Raw genomic sequence first — 25,712 nt, 5'->3', positions numbered from 1 at the left:
ATGGGACGGTATGTCCTTGCTGCCTTTCCGTAAACATTATTCGGAGCCCGGGGGCGGCCGCCGACCGATACGACCGCATTTTATTGCAGCTCTTGGGCAGAGACCCCCACGGGCGTCCTCTGGGACTTGGGTGAAACCTGTTTGGTTGCGGCCGTCAGACCGCCTTAGGGATAACAAAAGGGATGTCCTTTGCCATCGAAAACAGACCGAAACATTAAGATCTTTCTCAGCGCGGGCGAGGTTTCCGGCGATTTGATAGGGGCCAGTCTGACAAGTGCCCTTCAAGATGTCTGTCCGGGTGTTTCCATCTGGGGCATCGGCGGAACGCGAATGGAGAAAGCGGGCGTAAGCATCCTTTACAAAACCAATCATATGGGTGCCGTGGGCATCAGTGAGCCGATGGTTACCATCCCTCATGTTTTCAGAAGCTTCAACCGCATCCGCTCATATGTGGCGGAATCAAGGCCGGACGTGGCGGTGCTCATCGGTTACGATTTCTTCAATCTGGTGTTGAGCCGCTGGCTCAGGACAAAGAAAGTCCTGACGGTATCCTATTTTCCACCCCAGATATGGATCTGGAAAGGGATCGCCGCCATTATCGCCAGGAGTTACGACTGGATACTGACGTCGTTTGAAAAGGAGGAATTGACCTACCATGAAGCAGGCGGCCAAACCGCTTTTGTTGGACATTATCTCAGGGATCGGATAGAAACCATTTACCCGACGCAGCGGGATGAGGCTAGAAAATCGCTGGGCCTTGGCAATGGAAGATGCGTTGTGGGGCTCCTTCCGGGGAGTCGCCGGCATGAATTGGAAAGGATGACCCCGGTCCTCCTGGATGTGGCCCGTCACATCCTGTCCAGGGATTCCGATGCGGAATTTGTTATCCCCATAGCCGATACCTGCTTCGAGATGGGGCTCAAATACCAGATTCGGAAGGCAGGACTGAACCGATGTATCCATCTGAGCAATGACAGCCGAACCGCCATGCCCGCCTGCGACATGGTTATTCTCTGTTCGGGAACCGCTACGTTGGAGGCCGCCCTGATGGGGTTGCCCATGATCATTCTCTATCAGGTCTCCCTTTCAACCTGGATCACCGTGGATCTACTGGAAATGACGGGCCTGATCGAATCCAAGACCGTGGGGCTTCCGAATCTCCTGGCCGGCAAAAAAATCGTTCCGGAGTTTATTCAATCAGAGGTCGTCCCAGCGGAGGTTGCGAACGAGGCCTGGGACATTCTTCAGGATTCGGCAAGGCAGGATCGGATGAAACAAGCGCTGGCTTCGGTGTGTTCAGCGCTTGGGGAAAAGGGCGGCATTGAAAGAGCGGCTCGCCTGATTCTGGAAAGGGCCATCCAAAGGCGCAGGCGGCGAGGACAATGAAGCGCTTCTCTCTGGCAGACATCGCAGGATACCTGGAAGGCCGGCTCTTTGGCGACCCGGCGCTGTGGGTGAACAGGATTATGCCGATGGAGGAAGCGGCCCCGGGAGACATTGCCGTTGTATTTGATGCCAAGGCGGCGGCCCGAATCCGGGAAAGCCGGGCATCGGCCTTTGTCCTGCCCATGGAAACCGACAGCACGACCGAAAACATGATCCGGGTGGCCCGACCCAAACAGGCGTTTGTCCGGCTCCTTCATCTTTTTTACCCGGAACCGGACAGGAAGTTCCTTATCCATGATCGCGCAGTCGTTTCTTCAAGGGCCGATTTGGGCTCTGGGATTTCCGTTGGGCCAGGAGCGATAATAGAGGATGACGTCATCATTGATGACGGCTGCCGGATCCATGCCAACGTCTGCGTCGGCCAGGGGAGCCGCATCGGCGAGGGGACCGAGATCTTTCCGAACGTGACCGTTTATCCGGGAACGATCATCGGGAAAAGGGTCCGCATACACGGGGGTACGGTCATCGGCTCCGACGGTTTTGGCTATCTCCCCCTTGACTCGGGGGAACTGGAAAAAATCCCTCAGATGGGCCGTGTGGAGATCGGAGATGATGTGGAGATCGGCGCCAATTGCACCATTGACCGGGCAACCCTGGGGGCCACCCGCATCCTTGCAGGCGTCAAGATAGACAACCAGGTCCAGATCGGTCATAATTCCGAGATCGGTCAGCACTGCATTATCGTTGGCCAGACCGGAATATCGGGAAGCGTTCGCATGGGCGCCCATTGTGTGCTGGCGGGACAGGTGGGCGTCAGCGACCACGTGGAACTCAAACCGGGAACCATGGTCGGGGCGCAATCCGGGGTGGTTCGCGATATCGGTCCCGGGCGTTGGGCCGGATATCCTGCAATCCCTGTCATCAAGGCGCTGAGGGCATACCATCTTCTTCCTGAGCTTCCGGACATCCACCGCCGGGTGCGCGAGCTGGAAAAACGTTTGCGTGAAATGGAAGGTGAGCAATAGGATCAGACGGTTTGCCTGCTGTCGTTTTAATGCTTTGCCGCATCTGATAACGGGAGGAGAGGCCCTGAAAGGCCCCCTGTGACCACTTACGTTTTGCCTGGACCGGCCAGCCCAATATGACGGGAGTCAAGAATCTTGACCCCTCGAAGCGATTTCGCTTTTCCAAAGGGGTGTCAAGATTGAACGCGCAAACATGAGAGAACATCCCTTTCAGGAAAAGGTGGCCCTGATCACAGGAAGCTCGCGGGGCATCGGAAGTGTCATTGCAAGAACGTTCTCCGCGCTTGGTGCCGACGTCGTTATCACGCATAGAAAAGAAGGTGGTTCTTCGGAGGCCAAAGGAAAAAGGCTCTGTAATGAAATCCGCGGGGGGGGCGGCCGGGCCCTATTGCTCAACCTTGATATCTCCCAGAAGAAGTCGGTACATAAGGCTATAATTGACACGGAAACGCATTTTGGGCATCTTGATTTTTTGATCCTCAATGCCGCCAGGGCGCCCTTTAAGCCGTTTGAAAGACTGTTTGAGCGGGAACTGCGAGACCTGGTATACACCAATTATCTGGGACATATCTTCTGTATCCAGGAATCCATTTCCCTGCTCGAGAAAACCAAAGGAAAAATTGTCTTTATTTCCAGTCTGGGCAGTCGGTTCCATAATCCTTCGTATCCTCTTGGAAGCATGAAAGCGGCCATGGAGTCCGTGGTTCGCGATTGTTCGGAAAGTTTGCGGGAAAAGGGTATTTCCGTAAACGGGGTTTGCGGGGGGATTGCCAGGACCGATTCTTTCAAAACCCTGAGGATGTACTGGGATGGGATCGATCGTCTCCCTGAAGGGTTGTTTGTAACCGCTGAAGAGATCGCGGATGTGGTAATATTTCTGTGTGGGCACGAAAGCAGGGGGATCGTGGGCCAGACCCTGGTGGTGGATAAAGGGTTGAGCAACGGCCTCTTGAGGCACATTGGGCCATAAGTTTTCAGTTGGAGGTGTTTTGTGAATCAGGAAATCATTGGACGGGACAGGGTATATGAGGAAGTGAAAAGCGCCATTTCAAGCGCCCTCGGCGTAGATCAGGCGTCTATTCTGGCGGCAAGCGTATTAACCCGTGATCTTGGCGCGGAATCCCTGGACTTCCTCGACATCAGCTATCACCTGGAACAGACATTCGGGTTTAAAATGGCCCGCCATTTTGTTCTGGAGCATGCTGAGGAGATGTTCGGAGAAGGGAAGGCCATCGATGAGAACGGGTGCTTGACCGCCGAGGCGGTCAAGTTGTTGAGGCTGAGGTTCGACGGCGACCCGGATTTTCTGATGCCCGGCATGGACATGGATGAGGTGGTCCACCTGGTCACAGTGGATTCGCTGGTCAACAATGTTTTGGATATCCTTGACAGCCTGCCCGAAACCTGTCCCGCCTGTGGCCACGGGATGTGGAAAACCGAGGACGGGACCCATATCCTCTGCGGGTCCTGCGGCGCGGCCGCGTCCTATAAGAGCGGCGACGACCTGGTCATTGACTGGTTAAAGGGGGTTCAGGAAAAGGAGCGGCTCTTCTGATATCGTTTGAACATGGGAAAACGCCCTTCAAAAGGAGGGTTGCGATCACCGGCCACGGAATGATCACCCCCCTGGGCCGAAATGCCGCTGACACCTTTGAAGGCTGTTGCCGGGGAAACTCCGGAATTGACCATATCACGGCCTTTGATGCAACAGGCCTCCCCTGCCGGATTGCGGGGCAGGTCAATGATGACTGGATCCGGGAAGATGGCTTCGGTAACCACAGAAGGCTGCTGAAGTATGCCTCAAGGGGCATCCGGCTGATGAGCGTTGCCGCAGGAGAAGCCGCCCTTCACGCCGGGCTTCACAAGGTGTCTCAGCGTGAACGAATCGGCGTCTTCATCGGGTCTTACGGCGAAGATCCTTCCCTTGAAGAGGTTGTATGGCTCCACCGATTTTACGACGGAAAGGGTCGTTGGGATCTGAAAGGCCTGGCAAGGGAAGGGGGCTATAACCTTCTCCGTTTCTATCGCAGAAAACCGGACATGACCCCGGCAATCGTTGCCCGGCTTTTTGACTGCAGGGGTCCGAATCTCTCCAGCACGTCTGCATGCGCGGCCGGCGCGCAGGCCGTCGGCGAGGCGTTCCGAATGATCCAGGAAGGTGATTGCGATATCATGATGGCCGGGGGTTGCGAGTCAACGCTCAATCTTATCGGGCTCCTGGGGTTTATCCTATTGGGCGCCGTGGCCACCCGGTATGAAACGCCGCAGACCGCATCGCGTCCCTTTGACCGTAAACGGAACGGGTTCGTCCTGTCTGAAGGGGCGGCGGCCCTGATCCTCGAGGATTTTGATCATGCCCGCCGGCGAGGCGCCCCCATTCTGGGAGAAATCCTTGGATACGGGAGTTCGTCGGATGCCTATCGAATTACGGATTCCGATCCCCGGGGCCAAGGCGCCATACTGGCCATGCGAAAGGCCGTTGCCGATGCAGGGCTGACCCCCGAGGATATTCAGTATGTCAATGCCCACGGGACATCCACCGTCAAAAACGATATCAGCGAAAGCAAAGCCATCAAGATGGTGTTTGGCCCGAGGGCAAAGGAGATGCCTGTCAGTTCCAACAAATCCATGCTGGGGCATTGCATTGCCTCGGCCGGACCCATTGAATTGATCCTGACGCTCATGGGAATGCACCGTTCCCTGATACTCCCCACGATCAACCAGACCCATCCCGACCCCAAGTGCGATCTATGGGTTGTGCCCAACCAGGCCGTCCACAGGGAGCATTCCGTGGCTATCTCAAATTCCTTCGGCTTCGGGGGGCAGAACGGGTGCCTCTGTATCCAAAAGATGTCCTGATCGTCTTTTCCCTGGCCCGGCTGATCGGGCCAGGAGGAGGAACTCGAAAGGAAGCTTTTTGTGGAAAAGGTCGTTGTCACAGGCGTAGGGATGGTAACGTCCCTGGGGGCTACCGCCGCTGAAACCTACAGCGCCCTGTCAGCGGGGAACACGGGCATCCGGTCTGTTTCGGGCCTTGATCCGCAAACCTTTGGGTATCGAATGGCCGCACAGATTCGCCATATGGACCCCTCGGATGTGGTCATTCACCCCAGGGATGCACGGGTGATGCGACTTCAGGGCCTCATGCTCATGAAGGCCGCAAGGGAAGCCCTTGTGAACGGCGATCTGGACCCATGTGCCGTTGGCGACAGTTCTGTGGGCCTCTTTGTAGGGATGGGACATCTGGATTATGAATTCGAGGAGCTTCTTCCGGCGATTCGTGTCTGTCTGGACCGTGACGGATGGTTCAATCATGATGCGTTTTTCAGCTCCGGATACCGGGAGATCCACCCGCTCTGGCCACTCTCCATCCTAAACAACATGACGTTGTGTCAATTGGGGATAACCTTCGGTATCAAAGGCGAAAATGCCGTATTTGCACCTTATGGGGATGCCGGCGCCCGGGCCGTTGCGGAAGGCATGCACGCCATCAGGGAAGGAAAAGCGGCCGCTGCCCTGGCAGGGGGCGTGAGTGAAAAAATATCGCCATTGAGTCTTACCCGCAACTCCTCGTCGGATTTGCTGTCAACAGATCCACCGCTGATGCAAAAGGCGTGTATCTCTTCATGCGACGAAGGAACGGGGCCTGTCTTGGGAGAAGGGTGCGGGGTGATGGTTCTGGAATCCCGTGTCGGCGCCGAAAAGAGGGGCGTGCCGTTTCTGGCCGAGGTGTCGGGCTTCGGGTCGGCGGTTGAACGGCAAGGAGAAAGGCCCTGGCCTACCTCCGGGGCCGTTCAAAGGGCCATGGAAAAGGCAGTGACCGATGCAGGGATTAACCCGACCTCGGTCGATCTGATTATAGCCCATGGAGACGGCACTCCAGGAGACAGAAATGAGAACGATGCGATTCGCAGGCTTTTCTCAGATGCAGGCAGACGCATCGTTGCATACGCCTCAAAAGGCGCGCTGGGAGATCTGGTCGCGGCATCGCCAGTGGTAGATGCGATACTGGGTGTCCATGTGATCCAAAAGGGTACAATCCCACCAACGCTGCCCGTGGGTCGCTCGGAATATCCCCCTCCCCTAAACCTGATTTGTGAAAAGGCCCAGGTGAAATCACCCGAGCATGTCCTGATCAATACCCGGGGGCATCAAGGACAAAGTGCGTCACTGGTCATCAGCGCCTGCCGATAAGGCGAATTCTGTTTCATCCTGTCTCCGAAGGGTTGAGGCAGTTGGATATGCGGCCATCGTGACAGCGTTGCGATGATCGATTTCAAACCCGAGGAATGATTGGCATGCGTTTCTTATTCTGCGACCGGATCGTCAAAATCACCAAGGGCGAGTTCATGGAGGGGATCAAGGTCTTTTCCCTTTCCGAGGAATTCCTGAACGGACATTTTGAAAAGAGACCCCTTGTGCCGGGAACCATCTTGATTGAGACCATGGCCCAGTCCCTGGGATGGCTCATCAACTATTCGCATGACTTTCAGTTCATGCCAATTATCACCCTTCTGGAGGATGTTGAGGCGTCGCAGACCATGGCGCCTGGTTTTGAGGCACGCGTACAGTCCCGCATGCTGTCAACCACCAGCACCGATTCCCTGGGACAGGCGGAGATCCATGTGGATGGAGAAATTATTGCGCGGGCGGACCGGATGATCTATCGTCATTTTCCCGTTTCCGACCCCCTGCCGCTTATAAACCAGTTCAACCTGATCGCCGGGTCCGGAATCGCCCCGGTGGTGGCATGACGTTTTCATGGATGAGAGAGTCGTTGTGACAGGCCTCGGGCTGGCAACCGCCCTTGGGATTGATGTAGAGGAAAACTGGCGGAGACTGCTGAACGGGGTTTCAGGAATCAGGCCCTTGACCCTCCCTCAGAGTCGGTCATCTCCTATTCAGGCCGCGGGCCGGATAGATCCGGAAGACCTGAAAAGGATGGAGATGGCGTTTGCCGTAAAGACCCGTGTGGGCACTGCAAGGAAGTCCCTCTTTGCCCGTTGGGCCGTCAGGTCGGCGCTCAAGGATGCGGATTTGCTCAGCGTCGCGGGAAATCGAAACCGATGGGGCCTGTTCTCCGCTGAGGGGATACCCACCATATCGCTGCCGGAAATTGCCAGGCATGTGAACAGCCAGGGCCGTCTGGACCCGGTCCGCGTTAAAGGGGAACATAATGTTGGGGGCCTTGGCGCTCCGGGCCATATGGAGCAGATTGGGATCACGGCTTCTGTTTCAGAGGAGTTTGGCATTCGGGGTCCCAACGTTGTGATCATGTCCGCCTGTGCCTCGGCTACCCAGGCCATCGGGCTGGCCTTTAGGGCCGTAAGACGAGGAGATGCGGATGTAATGGTCGCGGGAGGAACGGATTCCATGGTCGATCCGGTCGGGCTGATGTATTTTGTGCTCCTCTCCGCGGCTTCTGTTGCTTATGGGAGCGTCAAGACCGCGTGTCGTCCCTTTGATCGAAAACGGAATGGCCTGGTGGTGGGGGAGGGCGCGGGGTACCTCGTGCTCGAAGCCCTTTCCCATGCCCAGGAGAGGGGCGCCCGGATCTACGCGGAGATGGTCGGATATGGGTCAACCCTGGATGCGTTCAGGCTTACTGCGCCGGATCCCCGCGGCATGGGCGCTGCCCGTGCCATGTTGTGCGCGCTGAGGGACGCCGGCCTGGAGACGGGTGATGTTGATTATATCAATGCGCACGGCACGGGAACACGGGAAAATGACATATGCGAAACCCTGGCCATTAAGGCGGCTTTCAGGGACAAGGCAGCAGGCTTGAGCATCAGTTCAAGCAAATCCATGATCGGGCATCTGATGGCGGCCGCGGGGGGGCCTGAATGCATATATACCGTGTTGACGGTCCATCACAATGAGATCCACCCGACCCGCAAACTTCGCCATCCGGATCCGAAATGCGACCTGGACTATGTTCCCAACATCAGACGCAAAAAGGTTGTTCGGGCCGCGCTCTCCAACTCCTTCGGCTTTGGTGGACAGAATGCAACCATTGCGGTAAAAAAATTCAACTGAATCATGGTCAGTACGGAAACCGTCATGAATCTGGATTTGAACGGAAGGATCGCCCTGGTAACTGGAGGAGCGCGAGGTATCGGCCGGGAATGCTGCCTGCGACTCGCACGGGCAGGGGCGACGATTATTATCAATTTCCACCGATCCGAAGATGAAGCCGACCGGCTGAAAACAGGCATCCGCGATAGTGGATGCCGAGCAGAGGCGTTTCGCGCAGATATCGCCAACTCAATGGAAATCCAGCTTCTTTTTGATTTCATCCAGGAGACTTTTGGCAGGTTGGATATCCTGGTGAACAATGCTGGTATTATTATGAGCAAGTTGTTGTTGACCACGAAGGCTGCGGAATGGGATATGGTGCAGGACGTGAACCTCAAAGGGGCCTTTCTGGCAACCCGGAGGGCGGTTGAATTGATGCTCCCTCAGCACCGGGGAAAGATCATTAACATAGCCTCCACCAGCGGCATCCGGGGCGGAAGGGGACAAACCAGTTATGCCGCGGCCAAAGGGGGATTGATCGCGTTTACCCGCGCATGTGCCGTGGAACTGGCCGGGAAAAACATTCAGGTCAACGCCGTATTGCCGGGCCTTATCATGACACAGATGAGTGATCGGGTGAGGAAACGGGCGGGCGAGGAAATCCTCAAGAAAATTCCGGCATCAAGATTTGGCGAGACCTCGGATGTGGCAGACCTGGTGGTCTTTCTGGCCTCTGACAGATCCGACTACATCACGGGACAGGCCATTGCCGTAGACGGGGGGATGAGTATTTCCTGATGCGACTCCACCAGGGCGTAGACATTGTAGATATTTCAAAAATCAAAAGGATCATGGAAAAGAATCCCTCTTTTGAACCCGACGTCTTCACCGACCGGGAGCGGGATTACTGCCGGTCTTTCAGGGAGCCCTACGCACGCTTTGCAGGTCGGTTTGCGGCCAAGGAGGCGTGCGCCAAGGCCCTGGGCAAAGGATTTCTGGCTGGCGGCATCGATTATGCGTTTCAAGAAATAGAGGTGGCCTTGAGCCCATCGGGAAAGCCCCATCTAACCTTGTACGGATGGATGGCAAAAATCTGCCGGAAGCGAAACGTGGATCAGCAAACGGTTTCAATTTCCCATGCCTCACAATACAGTGTGGCAACCGTCATCCTGCTGGGTTCGTGAGGTGTACAAGGAAGGGTATGCGATATCTGCTTATTGACCAGATTACCGAAGTGCAACACCATACGCTGATCCGGGGCATCAAAAATATTGCCATGAGCGAGGACTTCCTGTCGTTTCACTTCCCCGACAACCCGGTTATGCCGGGCGCATTGCTTATTGAGGCCCTGGTCCAGTTGGCAGGCTGGCTCGAGGCCCAATCCAGCGGGTTCAACAGCTGGGTTCTCCTCAGTAGTGTCGGGAGGTGCCGTTACTACGGCTTTGCCCGGCCCGGTGATCAGGTAAGCCTGGAAGTGACATCTTTGCCTTCAACGGATTCGAACGTCAGGGGTTATAAAGGGATAGGGTCCGGCAACGGGAAAAAACTGATTCACGCGGAGTTTAAAGGTATTCTTTATCCCTTGTCCACGCTTCATGATCCTGTCAGCGCCCGGCACTTTTTTCAGATCCTGACCCGAGACCGCGGGGTTGATCCAAATGGATAACCCGCACATTGTCATAACGGGAATGGGCCTGGTGACGTCTTTGGGCAGAAATGTATTCGAAAACTGGCACAACCTTGAACAGAAACAGACCGGGATCGGTCGTTACCCCAGAGCAGCTCAGTCCGACTCATGTAACTGTGTTGGAAGGGCAAAGGAGTACGGAGTGCCTGAGGGGATCACCCGAGAAATTCAGAATCAGGCAAAGTTCTTGAATCGCGGGTCTCTTCTGGGGTTCCTGGCGGCCCATGAGGCCATGAAGTCTTCCCGGGCCGATGTATCCCAGGTTCGGCCCGAGCGCAGGGCGCTGGTTATCGGCTCAGGAGATTACACCAAGACAGGGTACGAGTTTCTGTTCCCAGCGGTTATGCAAGGGACGAACGGGGAGTTCCGGGAGGTGGACAGCAGAAGGTTGAATGAGGCCTCCCTTCACCAGGTGAACCCTTTTTACCTGCTGGAGTCGCTGCACAACAACCTCTTCAGCTTTCTGTCCGCGCAGTTTGAACTGAAAGGCCCGAATGCCTGTCTGGCCAGTCTGTCTCCTTGCGGCCTCCATGCCGTGGAGTCCGCCCGTCGCATGATCCGCCAGGACCAGGCCGATATGGCACTGGCAGTGGGATGCGGCAACTGGATCACCGAAATCCCGATCTATGAACTGGAGGGCATAGGCCTCCTTTCCCACTGTCGGGAAGGGGCCGAATCCTTCCGTCCCCTGGACAGGCGAAGGAACGGATTTATCCCGGGCGAGGGTGGTGCGGCGCTGCTGCTTGAATCCGAAGGGTCTGCCAGAAAGCGTGGGGCCTTCATCCATGCCCGGATCAGGGGGGTGGGCAACTGCATCGAATTTGACAGGGCCCACAGCCTTGGTGTTTCCAAGAGGGTCAGCCTTCGCTGCATGGCCGCGACATTGGAAAACGCCAATGTCGATGCCTCCGATCTGGGATTCATCTCCCCTCACGGAAATGCCACACGAATGGGGGATCGCTCCGAACTCGAATCCATACAAACGCTTCTGGGAAGCCACGTATCCCGGGTCCCCGTCACTGCCATGAAACCGTATACCGGGCACATGGGAGCGGCCAGCGATATCGCAGAGATGGTCCTGGGGATTCAAGGCATACGGCAAGGGATGGCGCCGGCGACGCTGAACTTCAGGATGACCGAAGAAGGCTTTTCACATCTGCGGATTTCAGACACCCATCTTCCATGCGACAGGAATCGCTTCTTGTCGGTCTCCTGCGGCATGGGGGGGCAGGCCGCATCTGCTCTGGTGGAGGTGTAATCCGATTCCATGTCCACCTTCAGGCTGAAATCAAAGCACGTGGAGACCCTCAAGGGTATTCTGCACCACAATCGTCGTCAATTCATTCTGGTCCTGCTGCTGATGGGGCTGTCTTCGGCGATCATGATGCTTGTGCCGCTCTGGGCAAAGATCCTTGTAAATGAAATCATCCTGAAAAATGATTTCTTCTTGTTGGTTAAGCATCTCATGTTGGGATTTTTCCTTTTTATGACCATCCTCTTCCTTGAATTCCAAAGAGAATCCAGAAAACTCTGCCTGGGCAATGCCATGGAGGCCGCGGTTCGAGCACGGCTGTTTCAACATATCATCAACATGCCTTTGAGCGTCATGCCGAAACATCGAGCAGGTGATCTCATCTCCAGGATTTCCAACGATGTCAGAGTGTTCGGAGATGGGATTCGAGAGGGGGTGTTCAGCCTGATTGCCAATGGCATGATGGTCCTGGGTCTGGGTATTCTGATGCTGTGGTATTCGTTCACGCTCAGCGTGGTGGCGATCCTTTTGGTTTCTCCCACGGCATGGGCCACCAACTATTTTGTCCGCAGGATCAGATCAACGTCACGTATTGCCCAGGGAAAGCTGGCATCGGTCAACAATATGGTGGAAGAATCGATTCGGGGATTGCGCGAGATAAAATGCTATGGCCGGGAAGAGTTCGTCAAGGAGAGGTTTCATCGGTTAAATGATGAGACGCTGAAGACCCATAACCAGCAGGACCGCCTTAGGGCCATCAATCCGGCCATTGTTTCGTGCCAGACCTTTATCACCATCGGCATCCTGATCCTTGTCTGTTCGTGGATGGTTTTTCATGAGTCCTTTCCCATTGCAGATCTGACGGCTTTCATTACCTGCCTTCTCCTGATATTTACACCCATATCGAGGACGTCCGCATCTTTTGGATTGATAAGCAAGGTTTTTGCAGTGATGGATCGTTTTGATGACATCCTCCATCTGCCCAAGGAATCCGTCCATGAAGAGAAACTTCCGTCGCTTCCCACGATAAAGGGCCTTATCCTGGTTAAGGATATTCTCTTTTACTACGGCCCGAAGGGGTTTCGCATGGAGGATATCAGCTTTGAGATTCGGCCTGGGGAAACCGTTGCGATCGTCGGCCCCAGCGGCGCCGGGAAGACTACCCTCGTCAACATGCTCCTGCGCTTTCTGGATCCCATATCCGGGACCATTCTGATAGATGGCCGCGATATTCACCGGCATCGGATTGACAGCCTGCGAAGGCAGATCGGACTCGTACCGCAGGAGCCTGTTTTGTTCGACGCCACATTAAGAGAAAACCTCTCCTTTGGAAAGATGAACGCCACCCAAGACGAGATCAGGGCTGCGGCCAGGGCCGCCTATGTGGATCAATTTGCCCTGAAACTTCCCAACGGATATGACACCCCCATCGGTCCGTACGGCGGGAGGCTGTCTGTGGGACAACGTCAGCGGATTGCCATTGCAAGGGCCTTCCTGCTGAATCCGAGGCTCCTGATTCTGGATGAACCCACCTCTGCCCTTGATCCGGAATCGGAGCATTTGATCAGGGATTCCCTGCGGACGCTCTGGCTGGGTCGAACCACCATCATCGTCGCACACCGTATGTCCACCATCCGGAACGTGGATCGGATTATCGTCCTTGACAACGGTCGCATCGTCCAGAACGATACCCGTCGAAATCTGCTCAAGGAGGATGGCCTTTTCCAGAGACTGTACGCCTACGCCGTGTCCTGAATCCGAAGTGTGTTCGTCAACCTCAACATTTTGAACTCAAGATCGATGCGAATAGCAAATGGCGAGAACCTTACCGCTCTTTAACGTGGTGGGACTATGGCAGCATGCCGTGGGGATAGTCTCAGCCACCTGATCGCTTCCACCATGTGCCTTCTTATATCCAGGTGCGGCGCAAGATCCGATGCAGCCTGGCTCATTTCGTCCACGATACGGGGATCCCGGAGCGTCAGCAACACGTCCGCCAATGCATCCGTATCCCTTGGATCGTCCAGAATGAATCCCTCTCCGCCAGACTCAAAAAGCTCGGCTGCGCCATTTCTCCGGGTGGTCACCACGGGGCAGCCCGAGGCCAGGGCCTCCAGGGTAACGAGCGAACAGGGATCATAAAAGGTGGGATGAACAAGGGCCGCACTTTTCCGGTACAGATGAACAAGCTCCTCCTGAGATATGGAACCCAGAAACGCAACCTGGGAAGCGATTCCATGCCTCGTGGCCAGCTTCTGAAAATAGGCTCTGGAACCCGAACCCACCACCCGCAATGGGATCTTAACTCCGGATTTTCGAATGCGGCCGATGGCCTTCAGAAGACAATGCAGACCCTTCAGAAAGAAATTGTGCGCGACAAAAAGAAGGGCGGGTTCCCTTTCCCCGTTGGATCCGTTTTTCATTGTTCCATGTCGCTTTGTTGCGCTGGGAAGAAATCGTGCCAGATTCACACCGTGAGGAAGAATAGTGATCTTTTCTAAAGGGGTATTGCAGCGACGCTGCAAGTCAAGGGCTGTAAAATGAGAGAAGGCCATGACGTATGGCGTTTCAGGGGTATCCAGCAGCCTTTCCTGAAGTCGCAGGAGCCTTTGCCGTTTAAGATTCAGGCGGTTCGCCGCGGGGTAAAAAAGCCTGCGGAGAGGAGAAGGCAACGACTCTCTTTCGGCCTCAAACGCAGCGGCATAGAGTCCACTGTGGAGTTGATAATGGGTTGCCCTCGAAAAGGGCCGAAGGGCCAGGACCGTCGGTCCCGCCATGCCGGCAATTTCTATCCCAACCTTTTTACAGTATTGCCGATCGCTTAGAACACCGGGCCAACCCGTGTGAGGAATGTTATGGATCTCTTCCGGGGGCTGTTGTCCACGGACCTGGGATGGGTAGACACGGATTTCTATGCCTGCCAGGGATGCAAATGAAACCAGGTCCGCAAGGTAGTGTTCGGCCCCGCCCCCTTCCATGTCCCATCGGTCACAGACAATTGCCAGCATCGCCATTCCATAAGTCAATCAATACATTATGCAATTTGGTCGCCCAACCGGACACGCTGTATCGTGCACGGACCATCTCCTTTCCCCGCGCGCCCATCTGTTTTGCCAGGGCCGGATCATCGTGCAGGGTCCTGACGGCGCGAATCCAGTCTTCCGGAGTGTCCGCCAGAAAGCCGCTTTTGCCATGTTCAATCATCTGAAGGTGGACGCCGAACGGATTGGCCACCACGGGCAAACCCGCGGCCATATACTGCAAGACCTTGAGTCCGCATTTCCCCTTTCCCCACTCGTCTTCCGGAAGCCAGCTGATGCCCACGTGGGAAGAAGCCAACTCGGGGATTTCAGTCTCAGTCGACCAGGGAACCGGTTGAACCGGCATATGCTCAAATGATGGAAAAGCATCACAAATAACTTTTAAACGTATTTGGGAGAACTCCCGACCGATCCGGTTGAGTATGTCTGCTCGGCCTGTCAGCAGAGGGAGGGTGCTTGAACTACCGATCCAGGTCAGGACCATGGCGTCACACGGTGAAGTCCGGCCTTCGGCGACCAGATCCCTTTCATAGGCCCTGGTCTCGATACAGGTCGGGATCATTACAACATGATGCGGCTCCGAAAAATACCGGGCGCACTGGGCAAGGAAGTCATTGCCTGCGATGACGGTGTCGGATGCGCCTACAATGCCCTTGAAACGCTTCTTTTCCAGGCCCGTGCCTTTTCGAGCGAATGAATCCCTCCTAAACACCGCGTCGTCAAAATCAAAGACCAGCCTTTTGGCATTTCTTCGGAGCAACTCCAGGTAAAGGCGACCGGGTGCCTTTCTTTGAAGGAATACCACATCTGCATCCCGGACCCTCCCTAATACCCTTAAGGCAGAGGTAATCCCGCGCGGAATCGGATAGGCTTCCACAGTCCATCCCCTGGATTTCAAATAGGGCTCGAACGCCTGAAGCCGGTAACGGTAGCAGACATGATCCATGCCTTCAACAAGGACAGCTATTTTTTTCGACACATCCCTATTCATGAATATTTGTTTCCGCTTTGAGCGGATGATTATGGATAGCGGCGATTCCTTGCTGCCGTTGCGACGGGGCACTGGGACGCCAGGAGAACATAAGCCCTGTCAGGAGCAGGATTGCTGCGGTTTTGACCTTGTAACTGTCGAGCAAATACATCAGATCCCTACCCAGGAATTCCCTGTTCATAAGCACCGCCAGGATCGTATAGAGGCCCATCGCCGGCCATATCCAGCGGGGGATCTTCGGGTCTATGGCCATTCTGCCGCAGACCAGATAGAGCGCAGGTAAAACGCCCACGCAGTGCTGTTTCCAGGTGATGGGCGAAATGAGCAGGATCAGCAATGAAACCACGGCGCACTCCCAGACGACGGTGGGATCATCCCGGGAAAAAGGACGTCGCCTGAACCCCCACGCGATGGCCAGGACCATCACGAGCATCATGCCTTTGACGACCATCCCTGCGACCGCGGGTTTGAGATTCAGGAAATCCACATAATACCGGCTCGGGGGTTGGTGAGCCTTTCCAGGAACATCCGATGTTTCCGGCCGGCCCAGGTGACCGTAGGGGAGATGCATGAGATAGCGGGCAAGGGCCGGTCGCAAGGCAATATTGATGACCTTTTCTTCTCCCAGGACCCCTCGAGAAGGATCCGGGTCCGACACGCCATGGATGACCCCCCTGACCCAACTGCTTGCGGCCTCGTGATATCCCTGCGGTCCCATGAGGATGATGGGGGATAGACTGAAAACCGCCAAGGCTGCTAAAGCATAGAGGGTGACCCGCCACTCCCTTTTGAGGGCAAAATAGGCGATGAACAAAAGCGGCGTGCATTTGAGCGCAGTGGCAAAACCCAGCAAGATCCCCGCCGCAATGTCACGCCGATCCGACCATAGCGCCACCGCCAGCCACGAGAGCGCCACCAGCATGGTATTGACCCCTGCCTCGGGCAGGTCCCGCGTGACAAACTGCCCGGCCAGAGCCAATGCCGCGGTGACCACCCAGAAAAGCGCTTTGCCTGAAAGAGGCATCTGTTGCCGGGTGAGTCGGATCAGTGATTGAAAAAGGATGACCAGCCAGAGAACAATGAAGGGATATGCCACCAGTTGGGCCACTTTGGGAGAACCGAATATCACCAGGGGGGCATGGGCCATGGCCCAGAAAGGAGGATAGACGAAGTTCAGGTTGTGCGCGTAGATATACTCTCCGGAAACGATCCTGCGGCCAAGCTCCCAGTGGTTGGGGAAGTCGCCGCGCACCCCAACCAGAATCGTCACCCATTCCCATAGAAACCACCCGGCGCCGATGGCAATTGGGATCCATTTCCACTTCTCCAGCCGCTCCCACAGCCGCTCTCTCTCTGTATTTTGCATTTTCATAAAATGCCTGATTCAGACTCTGACCGACACCATCCCTATTCAATAGTTCCATCGGAAGAATGAATCTCCCGTCTTTTTTCCTCATGATAGTCCGTTTCGGCGTTCACTTGCCAAAGGTTTTCCTTGGACGTGACTCCGTTGATGATGTTATCGACCGCGGTCATGGCGGTGAGCATGGAATGGTCCATGTTGTTGTAGCGGTGCATGCCGTTGCGGCCGATCAGCCAGAGGTTGTCGATGTTGTCTAGAAAATCGCGCACTGTCTGGAAACGGTCGTAGCTTCCGAAATAGCCCGGATACGCCTTGGGCATACGAATAACGGTTCCGTCCAGCATATCGGCCTTGTCGGCCAGACCGATGACGGCCAGCTCCCGCCCGGCCAGGGTAATCAGGTCCCGGTCGCTCAGACTCCATAAGGCGTCGCCTTCGTTGGCAAAATACTCGAGGCCAACCCACACGGTGTCACGGTCCCTGACCATATAGGGGCTCCAGTTGTTGAAGATCTGAATCCGACCCAGCCTGACATCTCGCTCCTGAACGTAAATCCAGTTGTCAGGGACAATATTGTTGATCGTCGGATAGGAGGTTCGGTTGGTTACCTTCAGTCTTCTCAGTAATAGACCCACCGTGATAAAATCCCGGTAGCTGAGATCCGCAGCGATCCCGGCGGCCGGCTCCGGCGCCCGTTGCCCGAAGGCGGCCATCAGGTCCTTGACCGGCATCGAGGAAAAGAACCAGTCGGCCGACACTTTTTGCCGGGAACCGTCAGCTTCCTGGACCTCGGCAGAATAGAGGCGTTTCCCGTCGAATTCAAGACCCGCCACCCGGCAGTTCATCCGAATCTCTCCCCCATTGCGGCGCACGCGATCCGCCACAGCGCTCCAGAGCTGGCCAGGACCGTATTTAGGGTAGTAGAACTGCTCGATGAGGGAGGTGTCAGTGTCCTTCTGGGCTATGGAGCGATCCGGCGAGACCGTTTTCTTGAGCGCATGCCAGACGGCCCTGCGGATGGAAAGCTCTTTGACCCGCTGGGCCCCCCATTCGGGCTTGATCCGGTCGCAGGGGATGCCCCACACCTTCTCCGTGTAGTGCTCAAAGAATGTCTCATACAGGGATCTACCGAACCGGTTGATGAAAAAATCCTCCAGGCTTGTTTCAGGCCGGATCGGGCGCAGTTGTCTCCATGCGTAACTCAGGCCCACGGAGATCATGCGCCGCATGCCGAGGTTCATGATGGTGTCGAGGCTCAAGGAGACAGGGTAGGCAAAGAACTTTCCAAGATGGTAAATCCTGGAAAACCGACGCCGGATCAGCAACACCTCATCGGTCCGATCAGGGTCCGGCGCCTGGGGAAGCCGCGAGAGGGGCATCCGGCGGCCCAGGACACGGTCGTCCCAGGAAGGAGCGCCCTGGACGGCGAAAACCTCCCGCCACCAGGCCATCACCCGGTCCGACTTGGAGAAGAAGCGGTGTCCCCCCAGGTCGATCCGGTTGCCCTTAAAATTGACGGTCTTGGAAATCCCACCGATATCCCCGCTCATCTCGACCACAATGGGGTGGATATCCGTCCTCGCCAGCAATTCGGCTGCCGCGGTCAGGCCGGCGGGGCCGGCGCCGATGATCAAGGCTGTGGGTCTATCCATGTCGTCTTTCGGCATAGTGTGTACACCGCCTTTTTGATAATGGCGCGCCTGTTAGTTCAGGGAAACAAACTGCCGATTTCACCAAGTATAAGCCCATGCACACCGTGTAGAAGGGAAACCGCCTTCTCACGGGTTCTCCCGACGATAAATGTCGGTCTGATTCTGTCTCACCAGTACTCTTCGCCAGAGGCGGTATTCTCTAAAAAAGTTCACGAATTGTTCATCTTGTGCCACGTATTCCAGTGGGTCGAACAGGACCCATGTCTCACCGACCTTGAACCGATTCGTTTGGACCAGGATAAGCAAGGGTTTATGACGAATAAGATCCGCAACCACCTCCCGCAAGACCTGCCGTTCATTGGGATTGTCGGCAGCCAAAACCTCCGGCGAAAGGTATTGTTCGGCCGGGGGCAACGAGGTCCAGCGCTGTAAGAAATAGCCTGGGACCGGCCACAGGAAAGCAAACCGGCCGCCCAGTTTTGTTTCGGTGTAGTTCACCAGCGGAAAACAGCCGCCAAGGTGCGCGGTGAGGCAGTAGATTACCTGACCCGCGGCTTCATTTTGAATGATGGGGATCAACTTTTCGTTCCTGACATGCTCAAAATTTCTGCCCTTCGCCAGATTGATCTCCTGCGAGACGAGCCCCCAGATTCCGATAAGGACCAACCCCGGAAGCAAGGTCCAGTACTGCCAGGGAAGCCGGCAGCCTACGCACAGACGGAGGAGGACGATCCCCAAGATCAGCCAGCAAAGCGTCGTGTGGGGAAATAGATGATGGCACCAGTACTTGCCGTAGACCACGACCGGGACATAGAAAAGGAGGGCCGCCAGCCAGAGGAGGCGCAAGAATGCCGCATCGCGCCGTTCCCCAAGCATGAGGACCGCCACGGCCGCTAAGACCAGAGGCATGGCCTTCTCAAGTGCCCGAACCGGCATATTTCCCTTCCAATTATAGGCCCATAGGGTTTCCGCGGCATAGCCGGCATAGCGGAAGTAGTCCGGTGTGTACAGAACCACGACGGCCAGGTAGACCGCTATGGAAGCGGCGATCGTCAGGCTTTCCGGCCGAAACAGGCTCTTCCAGTCCCGACGTGCAACAGCCAGATAGATTTCCACACCGCAGGGGACGACGGCCAGGTACGGCTTGAGCAGGACTCCCCATGAGGCCAGTATTCCGATCCATACGGCAGACCCACGGCCGAGAGGTTGGCCCTGTTCGTGAAGCGCCGCTGCCGTCAGATAGGGGAGGAGGAGGATCAGGGACATATGCTCCCTCTGTCCGAAGACATCGTCCGAGGGAGACAGCATGACCAGGGCCATAATGAACCAGAACATATGCACAATCCGGGCAGAATCCACTGACCACACCCTATTCAGCAAAACACGAAGGATCGCCAGGGAGAGAACGATCCAGGATAGAGAGTAAATCCAAAGGGCCGTATCAACGGCCATGGAGGTCAGTCTTGAAAGGAGCACAGGCGGCAAACTGAAGAAGATGACGAAGGGTGGATTGGTATCTACAAAATCCCGGTAGAGCGATCCGCCGTCCCACCATAATTCGGCTGCGTAGAGATACTGGGCCGGATCCATAAACATGTAGGTTCGAGTCAAATACCAGAACTTGGCTGTTATGAGGCCGGCGACGGCCACGGCCCATATCCAGCCATTCACTCCCCATCCGCCCTCCGCCCGGGAAGGATCTCGGCCAATGACGCCCGGAATCCAACGGGTGATCCAGCGCATCGGTGCCTGGAAATAGGCCGGTTCAAAGTCCGGGAACGTATGAGAAAGTCTGGCAGTTGATGTCATCGCGGTTCAGTGAGTAGGAACCGGGAAAGGAATATCCACCCCGTCATGTTAGCCCGCCGCAAGCGTGAGGGAGAGGTAGGTCACGATATCCTGGGCAGTCTTGAATTCACGGATCTGATCGTCCGGGATGTCAATGCCGTAGTTCTCCTCGAATTGAAACACAATTTCCACCGCGTCCAGAGAGTCCAGCCCCAGATCATCCACCAGCCTTGATTGGAGCGTAACCTGTTTCACGTCCATGGAGGCCCTGTCCGCCAGGACCTCCATGACCTTTTCTTCAATCTCTTTTATATCCATGGGTTTCATTTCTCAGTCAAATTTTTTGAAAAGCAGACAGGCATTGACGCTGCCGAATCCAAAGGAATTGCTCAGGACAAGGTCGATCTTCGCGTCCCTTGCCTTGTTGGGCACATAATCCAGGTCGCATTCCGGATCAGGATGGGTGAGGTTAATGGTGGGCGGAATCATCTGATGCGCGATGGCCAGGCAGGAGACCACCCCTTCAATGGCCCCGGCAGCCCCGATGCTGTGGCCGATCATGGACTTGGTGGAAGAAACGGGGATCCTGTAGGCAAAATCTCCGAATGCCCGCTTGATGCCCTTTGTCTCGGCCCAATCATTGGCCGTGGTCCCGGTGCCGTGGGCATTGATATAGTCAACTTCCTCGGGCGGAGCATGGGCTTCCGACAGCGCCAGCATGATGGTCCTGGCCGCGTCTTCTCCCGCGGGTTCGGGCATGGCAATGTGATAGGCGCCGCTGGTGAGACCATACCCCACGATTTCAGCATAGATGTGAGCGCCCCTTTTGAGCGCATGACCCAGTTCTTCCAGGATCAGAACGGCCCCCCCCTCCCCCATGACAAAACCGTCCCGATCCCTGTCAAAAGGCCTGCTGGCCTCATGAGGCGGGTCGTTCTTTTTGGATAAGACGCCGCGCAAGGCACAATAAGCCCCGAAAGTGAACTCTGTGAGGGGCGCCTCCGCACCCCCGGCGACAACCACATCCGCTTCCCCGTGCTGGATCTTTCGATGGGCCTCGCCAATTCCATGATTTCCCGATGCACAGGCCGTTGAAATGACGAAGTTAGGCCCCAGCAATCCATATTGAATGGCAATGTGGGCTGCAACGGCATTGGGTGTAATCCGTGGGACACAGAGAGGGTTGAAGCGATGGGATACCTTTTCATAGGCCTCCATAATCTGGGCCTCATGGAAAAGAACACCGCCGAGACCGGAACCGATAATCACACCGATCCGTTCCGGATCCTCTGATCCGAGATTCAATCCGCTGTCATCCAGGGCCATTTTTGCTGCGGCCAGTCCGAAATGAACGAATCGGTCCACTCTCTTCGCCACTTTGTCGGGCATGTACAGCAACGGATCAAAGCCGCTCACTTCAGCAGCCACCTGTGACGGGTAGTGGGAGGCGTCAAAAGAGGTGATTCTGTTGATTCCGGGCCGACCGGAGATATTGGATTCCCAGAAGTGGGAGACGCCGATTCCATTGGCCGCAACCACGCCCAGCCCTGTAATAACGACCCGCCTTGTTGTCATCTCGCCTTTCCTCACACCCGCGCCGAACAGGCAGCCCCAGCATGGAAATAGTACCGATGGAGTAGATCCGTTCTATAGAAAACTTTTGAAATGATCAAGGCCATTATCTCCACAATCGGTTCTTGAAGTCCTCTGGCCGATTTCGTTCCCATCTCGGGGTCAACAGGGAAAACCACTGGTCCGGGTGCTTCCTGATCATTTCTTCATATTTGGAGTTGACCCAGGTCATAATGACTTCGCAATCTTTTTTCAGGTTGCCGCTCCTATCAAAATGATGCGGCCCGTCATAAGTGAGGAGGTATTTTCCATCGGTTTGTTTCACTGCGAAACAGATCACTATGGGTGAACCATACAGGAGGTGAAGCTTGGCAGCACCATCGGCCGTTAGAGAGGGCATGCCAAAAAAAGGGACGATGAGAGTGCAGGAAAGATCCCTTTGATCCGCCAGGAGCCCTATGGTCCCATTCTGTTTCAGATGAAATCCGATCCGGTAGTTCAGCCCCCTGGCATCATGATAAAGGCATTTGATTCTCCCCCTATTTTCTCTCACTTTTCTCAACCACTTATCCGTGTATGGATTCAACTGACGGTTTATGACCGCAGCGATGTTTTTCCACAATATGGCGCCGACGCTGCCGAGAATTTCCCAGTTCCCCATATGGGCGCTGATGGCCAGAACCCCTTTCCCCTCCTCAAGCGCCCGGTCGCAAGCCTCTCCATTTTGGATATAGACAAAGTTTAAATAATTTGAATCGGTTATGCTTTTAAGCTTCATGTATTCAAACAGGCTTGAAGCGATATTCATAAAAAGACGTTTTATGATGTGGTCCTTCTCCTTTTCGGATAATGCGTTTTCTCCATAGATGATATCCAGGTTTACATGGGCATGCTTCCTGCCGCTTGTGTTCAGCCGGAATATGAATAAGCCTATCATGGAGGCCAACGTTCTTCCCGTTTTCCAGGGCAGGAGAGCGGCCAGGTTTCCAAGGGGAATGACAACCGTTGCTTCCAAAACAAAACCCATCCGCCTTAGAAGAGAAGCCCTATGTCGATTCAAGGAGACACTCCCAGCCGCTTTTGACAACCATGATTTATTATCAGTGAACAATTCGGTGTCTACCCGCAAGGGAATTCGAAGATCTCGGCCACAATCCGACCAGAAACTCCCCTGTTCCTTCTGACGACGGCAAGGGCTCTTGCTCCCATGCGGGCAGCCCTTTCTCTGTCCTGAATGAGTCCACTCAAATCCTGGGCCAGGTCTCGCCAGGTTGTGGTAATCAGAGCGTCTTCCCGTTTGAAACGGGCATAGATGTCTTCAAAATTTTCCATGTGCTTTCCACACAGAATGCACTTCTTGAAAAGGGCGGGCTCAATAATATTGTGACCGCCCACCTCGCCGGAAAAGCTTCCCCCGATAATAACGATTCCGCAGTGTTGGTAAACCTCCATCAACTCGCCTATGGTATCCACAACAAACACAGGCGTTCTACAATAGTTTTGTTCCGACCGCAAGGTGTAGGGCATGTGGTGCGTGTCGAGAAGTCGAGTGATTTCTCTTGTTCGGTCGGGGTGCCTCGGCACGATTACCAGTCTAAGCTGAGGAAATTTTGCCCGAAGTGATTCAAAAACAGGGATAATCTTCCGCTCATCGCCGCGATGGGTGGAGGCGGCGCATATGGTGAGCCCTTTCGGCATCAACTCCGCGATCCCGGTTGGGTTCAGATGATCGCATACCGCATCGAACTTCAGGTTTCCGAGGGTCTTGAGACGGGGATGACGGCAAAGGGACTGCATCCGCTCCGTATAGGTGTGGTTCTGCATGAACAGACCGGAAAACATGGAAAAGACACCGCTGAAAAACCATTTGAAGCGTCGGTAGCGACGGAAGTCCTTTTCCGCCATTCGACCGCTCACAAGGTACAGAGGAATCCGGCGCCTTTGAACACACCATATAAAGGACGGCCATATCTCCACTTCACAGATGAGGACCACATCCGGGTCTATCCTTTTGAGGAAACGATTGCAGACGAACCGGGAATCGAATGGAAAATAGAAGCACGGTATACCGGCAAATTTCTTCTTTGCAGTTTCAAACCCGGTTTCCGTGCCGGTGGAAAGGTAGACGGAGAGATTTCTATGCCTCAGGAGCCGGATCAACGGTTCACAGGAGAGGACCTCTCCAACACTCACGGCATGAAGCCACACCCTTCTTCCGGTTTTTGGGTGTTCTTGGGGAAGGATGAGGGAAAGCCTTTGCAGGTGAGGCCGCCGCTGTTTCGGTCTGAACAGCAGATGCACCTGGACAACGGCCAAGGCCAGTGGCAGGAGCATAATCCCCAGGAGATCATAGAAAAAAAGAAACAATCCCGTCATGTCATTTCGCTGGAAGTCCGGTCCATTTCAGGACGTCATCCGTGTGTCGACGGCTAACCAGGCTGGAGCGCCGTCAGCCAATTTAGGATCATCGGGCATGGGGTCAATACGATGGAGCGTATTCAGCCGCAGGATGCCCCATTTGAATGTACGGCAAGGGCTGGCCCAGCAACCGCTTTGTGTGACGCCCCTTTGCTGAAACCGGTTCACGCACACAAGGATGAGGCCAAAATGGCAGCATAAATCAGCCAAGCAAAAAGGAATGCTTAATGAAACACTGGTCTTTCAGGGTGGTGACAGGCAAAACCACTGTGTGCTGGCTAAGACAATTGGGTTAAGATGTGTGGAGATCCCGCATTTCGATCTCCGGTTGCCCGATACAGTGCCAAATATCAAAAATACCGAATCGGAAGATCTGACATAATCGTTTCTTATAACTGTGTTTTTCTGGCAAGTCAATGAGAAAAAGTGAAGTCTCGGACACGTTGACTCTCGTCGGGGGAACGTCTTTCGGCCTTTCTAATGGTCAATTTTATAGGAATATCGCCTCGTGACATATTTTCTTGACAGCGGGCTGACTTTTTGGCATGCTCTCGACCTAAAATATAAGGTTAGTCTTGGGTGTTGCGCAACTTTCAGGCTGAATCACTTAAATCAGGAGGTTTTGGTCATGAGACAAATCGGCAGATCTTTGAGTGTGGTAACAGCAGTTCTCGCTATCCTTGCCTTCATGGCGTCGCCCGCATCGGCTGCGACGCCCCCATTTTTGGGCCCTCCCAACATGCATGCCAACACAATACCGGGCTCGGTGGATGTGGGCGATGCGACTCAGCAGGCCTACCCGCAGTCGGCGGGTGGATCAAATTTCTATCTGCAAAGCCCATGGTCTAACTGCCAGCCAGCCGCGTCATTAACAATCCAGGCCCAATCGACGGGCGCTGTCGCGGGAAAATACGATCGTTTTTCGAGCCTGGGCCGGACATTCTTAGTTGATCAATTTTCAGGCGGATACCCCATCGGAGGGACCTACGCAAACCCGTTTAAGCCTGGAGAGGTGGGTACCCTGATGCTGGAAAAATCGGTTGCGGGTCAGGCGACCTTTGACCAGGTGCATTTGGTCGGTACCAAACGCTCAGGTCCGGTGGATGTGATCCTCTCACTGGCGGAAAGGGATGGCTATATCGGCGTAACCAACCTCGCTTCCCTTGGGGTGATCAATACCTGTGGCGGCGCGGATGCCAATTCCCAGATCCTCCTCCCTCTGGGAACGGGGGACCATGGTCAACCTGCGATTGTTCTTGATATTAACGGAGATGGTATTCCGGACCCGGAATTCCTGCAGGGGCCCCCGATCTCAGGTCTCCCCCTTGCACCGGCGATTCCCACACTGACCGAGTGGGGATTGATCGTCATGACCTTGATCCTGTTGATCGTGGGACTCCGTTTCTTGCGCAACAATGCCTCTCCTGCATCCGCCTGATACCAGTTTCATGTGGGTGATATCTATTTTCTGTAAGCCCCTTCCGCTGAGGCAGGGAATCTTTCCCTGCCTCAGCACCTGCCC

The 25,712-nt window shown here is 55.2% G+C and carries 23 protein-coding genes; 14 read left to right on the top strand and 9 right to left on the bottom strand.

Features of this window, described 5'->3' with window-relative positions; translation table 11 throughout:
• The first annotated feature begins 189 nt into the window (after window positions 1–189).
• The 13 genes from lpxB (at window position 190) to K9N21_13930 (ending at window position 13,120) form a co-directional block, all read left to right on the top strand.
• Window positions 190–1,386: a lipid-A-disaccharide synthase gene (gene lpxB, locus K9N21_13990; GenBank protein MCF8145023.1), complete on the top strand. Its 1,197-nt coding sequence runs from the start codon at window positions 190–192 to the stop codon at window positions 1,384–1,386.
• On the top strand, window positions 1,383–2,411 hold the full coding sequence (gene lpxD / locus K9N21_13985) for a UDP-3-O-(3-hydroxymyristoyl)glucosamine N-acyltransferase (protein ID MCF8145022.1): 1,029 nt from the start codon (window positions 1,383–1,385) through the stop codon (window positions 2,409–2,411). Before lpxB ends, lpxD begins: the two co-directional genes overlap by 4 nt.
• A gap of 193 nt (window positions 2,412–2,604) precedes the next feature.
• Window positions 2,605–3,381 carry an SDR family oxidoreductase gene (locus K9N21_13980; protein ID MCF8145021.1) on the top strand — a complete coding sequence of 259 codons (777 nt, stop codon included), beginning with the start codon at window positions 2,605–2,607 and terminating at the stop codon, window positions 3,379–3,381.
• Window positions 3,382–3,402: 21 nt separating this feature from the next.
• Window positions 3,403–3,966 carry a hypothetical protein gene (locus tag K9N21_13975; protein MCF8145020.1) on the top strand — a complete coding sequence of 188 codons (564 nt, stop codon included), beginning with the start codon at window positions 3,403–3,405 and terminating at the stop codon, window positions 3,964–3,966.
• A 59-nt stretch (window positions 3,967–4,025) separates the two neighbouring features.
• Complete coding sequence (locus tag K9N21_13970; GenBank protein ID MCF8145019.1) at window positions 4,026–5,270, top strand: beta-ketoacyl-[acyl-carrier-protein] synthase family protein; 1,245 nt, start codon at window positions 4,026–4,028, stop codon at window positions 5,268–5,270.
• A 60-nt stretch (window positions 5,271–5,330) separates the two neighbouring features.
• Window positions 5,331–6,605, top strand: a complete 1,275-nt coding sequence (locus tag K9N21_13965) for a hypothetical protein (protein MCF8145018.1) — start codon at window positions 5,331–5,333, stop codon at window positions 6,603–6,605.
• 104 nt (window positions 6,606–6,709) lie between these two features.
• A complete protein-coding gene (locus K9N21_13960; GenBank protein MCF8145017.1) occupies window positions 6,710–7,165 on the top strand; it encodes a hypothetical protein in 456 nt (151 codons plus the stop codon).
• 7 nt (window positions 7,166–7,172) lie between these two features.
• On the top strand, window positions 7,173–8,447 hold the full coding sequence (locus K9N21_13955) for a beta-ketoacyl-[acyl-carrier-protein] synthase family protein (protein MCF8145016.1): 1,275 nt from the start codon (window positions 7,173–7,175) through the stop codon (window positions 8,445–8,447).
• A gap of 30 nt (window positions 8,448–8,477) precedes the next feature.
• Window positions 8,478–9,224, top strand: a complete 747-nt coding sequence (locus tag K9N21_13950) for an SDR family oxidoreductase (protein ID MCF8145015.1) — start codon at window positions 8,478–8,480, stop codon at window positions 9,222–9,224.
• A complete protein-coding gene (gene acpS / locus K9N21_13945; protein ID MCF8145014.1) occupies window positions 9,224–9,610 on the top strand; it encodes a holo-ACP synthase in 387 nt (128 codons plus the stop codon). Before K9N21_13950 ends, acpS begins: the two co-directional genes overlap by 1 nt.
• A gap of 17 nt (window positions 9,611–9,627) precedes the next feature.
• Window positions 9,628–10,092: a beta-hydroxyacyl-ACP dehydratase gene (locus tag K9N21_13940; GenBank protein ID MCF8145013.1), complete on the top strand. Its 465-nt coding sequence runs from the start codon at window positions 9,628–9,630 to the stop codon at window positions 10,090–10,092.
• Window positions 10,085–11,371, top strand: coding sequence for a hypothetical protein (locus K9N21_13935; protein ID MCF8145012.1), 1,287 nt, complete (start codon window positions 10,085–10,087; stop codon window positions 11,369–11,371). Before K9N21_13940 ends, K9N21_13935 begins: the two co-directional genes overlap by 8 nt.
• Before the next feature lie 9 nt (window positions 11,372–11,380).
• The gene (locus K9N21_13930; GenBank protein ID MCF8145011.1) at window positions 11,381–13,120 is read left to right on the top strand and encodes an ABC transporter ATP-binding protein/permease; all 1,740 of its coding nucleotides are present in this window, start codon (window positions 11,381–11,383) and stop codon (window positions 13,118–13,120) included.
• Between the two features lie 80 nt (window positions 13,121–13,200).
• Here the strand turns inward: K9N21_13930 and K9N21_13925 are convergent, their stop codons facing one another.
• The 9 genes from K9N21_13925 to K9N21_13885 all read right to left on the bottom strand — a co-directional run bounded on the left by K9N21_13925 (window position 13,201) and on the right by K9N21_13885 (window position 24,148).
• On the bottom strand, window positions 13,201–14,373 hold the full coding sequence (locus K9N21_13925) for a glycosyltransferase family 4 protein (protein MCF8145010.1): 1,173 nt from the start codon (window positions 14,371–14,373) through the stop codon (window positions 13,201–13,203).
• On the bottom strand, window positions 14,354–15,397 hold the full coding sequence (locus tag K9N21_13920) for a glycosyltransferase family 4 protein (GenBank protein ID MCF8145009.1): 1,044 nt from the start codon (window positions 15,395–15,397) through the stop codon (window positions 14,354–14,356). The genes K9N21_13925 and K9N21_13920 overlap by 20 nt, the downstream gene beginning before the upstream one ends.
• The gene (locus tag K9N21_13915) at window positions 15,390–16,769 is read right to left on the bottom strand and encodes a DUF2029 domain-containing protein (GenBank protein ID MCF8145008.1); all 1,380 of its coding nucleotides are present in this window, start codon (window positions 16,767–16,769) and stop codon (window positions 15,390–15,392) included. The genes K9N21_13920 and K9N21_13915 overlap by 8 nt, the downstream gene beginning before the upstream one ends.
• A 35-nt stretch (window positions 16,770–16,804) precedes the next feature.
• Window positions 16,805–18,412 carry an NAD(P)/FAD-dependent oxidoreductase gene (locus tag K9N21_13910; protein MCF8145007.1) on the bottom strand — a complete coding sequence of 536 codons (1,608 nt, stop codon included), beginning with the start codon at window positions 18,410–18,412 and terminating at the stop codon, window positions 16,805–16,807.
• Between the two features lie 126 nt (window positions 18,413–18,538).
• Window positions 18,539–20,083, bottom strand: a complete 1,545-nt coding sequence (locus K9N21_13905; protein ID MCF8145006.1) for a hypothetical protein — start codon at window positions 20,081–20,083, stop codon at window positions 18,539–18,541.
• 186 nt (window positions 20,084–20,269) lie between these two features.
• On the bottom strand, window positions 20,270–20,518 hold the full coding sequence (gene acpP / locus K9N21_13900) for an acyl carrier protein (protein MCF8145005.1): 249 nt from the start codon (window positions 20,516–20,518) through the stop codon (window positions 20,270–20,272).
• 12 nt (window positions 20,519–20,530) lie between these two features.
• Entirely contained in the window at window positions 20,531–21,775 is a 1,245-nt protein-coding gene (gene fabF, locus K9N21_13895) for a beta-ketoacyl-ACP synthase II (GenBank protein ID MCF8145004.1), read from the bottom strand.
• 103 nt (window positions 21,776–21,878) lie between these two features.
• Complete coding sequence (locus K9N21_13890) at window positions 21,879–22,832, bottom strand: hypothetical protein (GenBank protein MCF8145003.1); 954 nt, start codon at window positions 22,830–22,832, stop codon at window positions 21,879–21,881.
• Window positions 22,833–22,891: 59 nt separating this feature from the next.
• Window positions 22,892–24,148, bottom strand: a complete 1,257-nt coding sequence (locus K9N21_13885) for a 3-deoxy-D-manno-octulosonic acid transferase (GenBank protein ID MCF8145002.1) — start codon at window positions 24,146–24,148, stop codon at window positions 22,892–22,894.
• A 670-nt stretch (window positions 24,149–24,818) separates the two neighbouring features.
• Here K9N21_13885 and K9N21_13880 point away from each other — a divergent pair.
• A complete protein-coding gene (locus tag K9N21_13880) occupies window positions 24,819–25,628 on the top strand; it encodes an IPTL-CTERM sorting domain-containing protein (protein ID MCF8145001.1) in 810 nt (269 codons plus the stop codon).
• Window positions 25,629–25,712: the final 84 nt, after the last annotated feature.

The sequence above is a fragment of the Deltaproteobacteria bacterium genome, assembly GCA_021737785.1.
In the GTDB taxonomy this organism is placed as follows: domain Bacteria; phylum Desulfobacterota; class DSM-4660; order Desulfatiglandales; family Desulfatiglandaceae; genus AUK324.
Note: the sequence above shows the minus strand (reverse complement) of the source record. Positions and strands in the feature narration are given on the sequence as shown.

Bases quoted from the DNA above. Each gene is read 5' to 3' on its own strand.
- K9N21_13970 (MCF8145019.1), top strand. From the start codon at position 4,026: ATGATCACCCCCCTGGGCCGAAATGCCGCTGACACCTTTGAAGGCTGT.
- lpxD (MCF8145022.1), top strand. From the start codon at position 1,383: ATGAAGCGCTTCTCTCTGGCAGACATCGCAGGATACCTGGAAGGCCGG.
- K9N21_13955 (MCF8145016.1), top strand. From the start codon at position 7,173: ATGGATGAGAGAGTCGTTGTGACAGGCCTCGGGCTGGCAACCGCCCTT.
- K9N21_13910 (MCF8145007.1), bottom strand. From the start codon at position 18,412: ATGGATAGACCCACAGCCTTGATCATCGGCGCCGGCCCCGCCGGCCTG.
- K9N21_13930 (MCF8145011.1), top strand. From the start codon at position 11,381: ATGTCCACCTTCAGGCTGAAATCAAAGCACGTGGAGACCCTCAAGGGT.
- K9N21_13920 (MCF8145009.1), bottom strand. From the start codon at position 15,397: ATGAATAGGGATGTGTCGAAAAAAATAGCTGTCCTTGTTGAAGGCATG.
- K9N21_13880 (MCF8145001.1), top strand. From the start codon at position 24,819: ATGAGACAAATCGGCAGATCTTTGAGTGTGGTAACAGCAGTTCTCGCT.
- K9N21_13935 (MCF8145012.1), top strand. From the start codon at position 10,085: ATGGATAACCCGCACATTGTCATAACGGGAATGGGCCTGGTGACGTCT.
- acpS (MCF8145014.1), top strand. From the start codon at position 9,224: ATGCGACTCCACCAGGGCGTAGACATTGTAGATATTTCAAAAATCAAA.
- K9N21_13925 (MCF8145010.1), bottom strand. From the start codon at position 14,373: ATGCTGGCAATTGTCTGTGACCGATGGGACATGGAAGGGGGCGGGGCC.
- acpP (MCF8145005.1), bottom strand. From the start codon at position 20,518: ATGGATATAAAAGAGATTGAAGAAAAGGTCATGGAGGTCCTGGCGGAC.
- fabF (MCF8145004.1), bottom strand. From the start codon at position 21,775: ATGACAACAAGGCGGGTCGTTATTACAGGGCTGGGCGTGGTTGCGGCC.
- K9N21_13915 (MCF8145008.1), bottom strand. From the start codon at position 16,769: ATGAAAATGCAAAATACAGAGAGAGAGCGGCTGTGGGAGCGGCTGGAG.
- K9N21_13885 (MCF8145002.1), bottom strand. From the start codon at position 24,148: ATGACGGGATTGTTTCTTTTTTTCTATGATCTCCTGGGGATTATGCTC.
- K9N21_13940 (MCF8145013.1), top strand. From the start codon at position 9,628: ATGCGATATCTGCTTATTGACCAGATTACCGAAGTGCAACACCATACG.
- K9N21_13980 (MCF8145021.1), top strand. From the start codon at position 2,605: ATGAGAGAACATCCCTTTCAGGAAAAGGTGGCCCTGATCACAGGAAGC.
- K9N21_13960 (MCF8145017.1), top strand. From the start codon at position 6,710: ATGCGTTTCTTATTCTGCGACCGGATCGTCAAAATCACCAAGGGCGAG.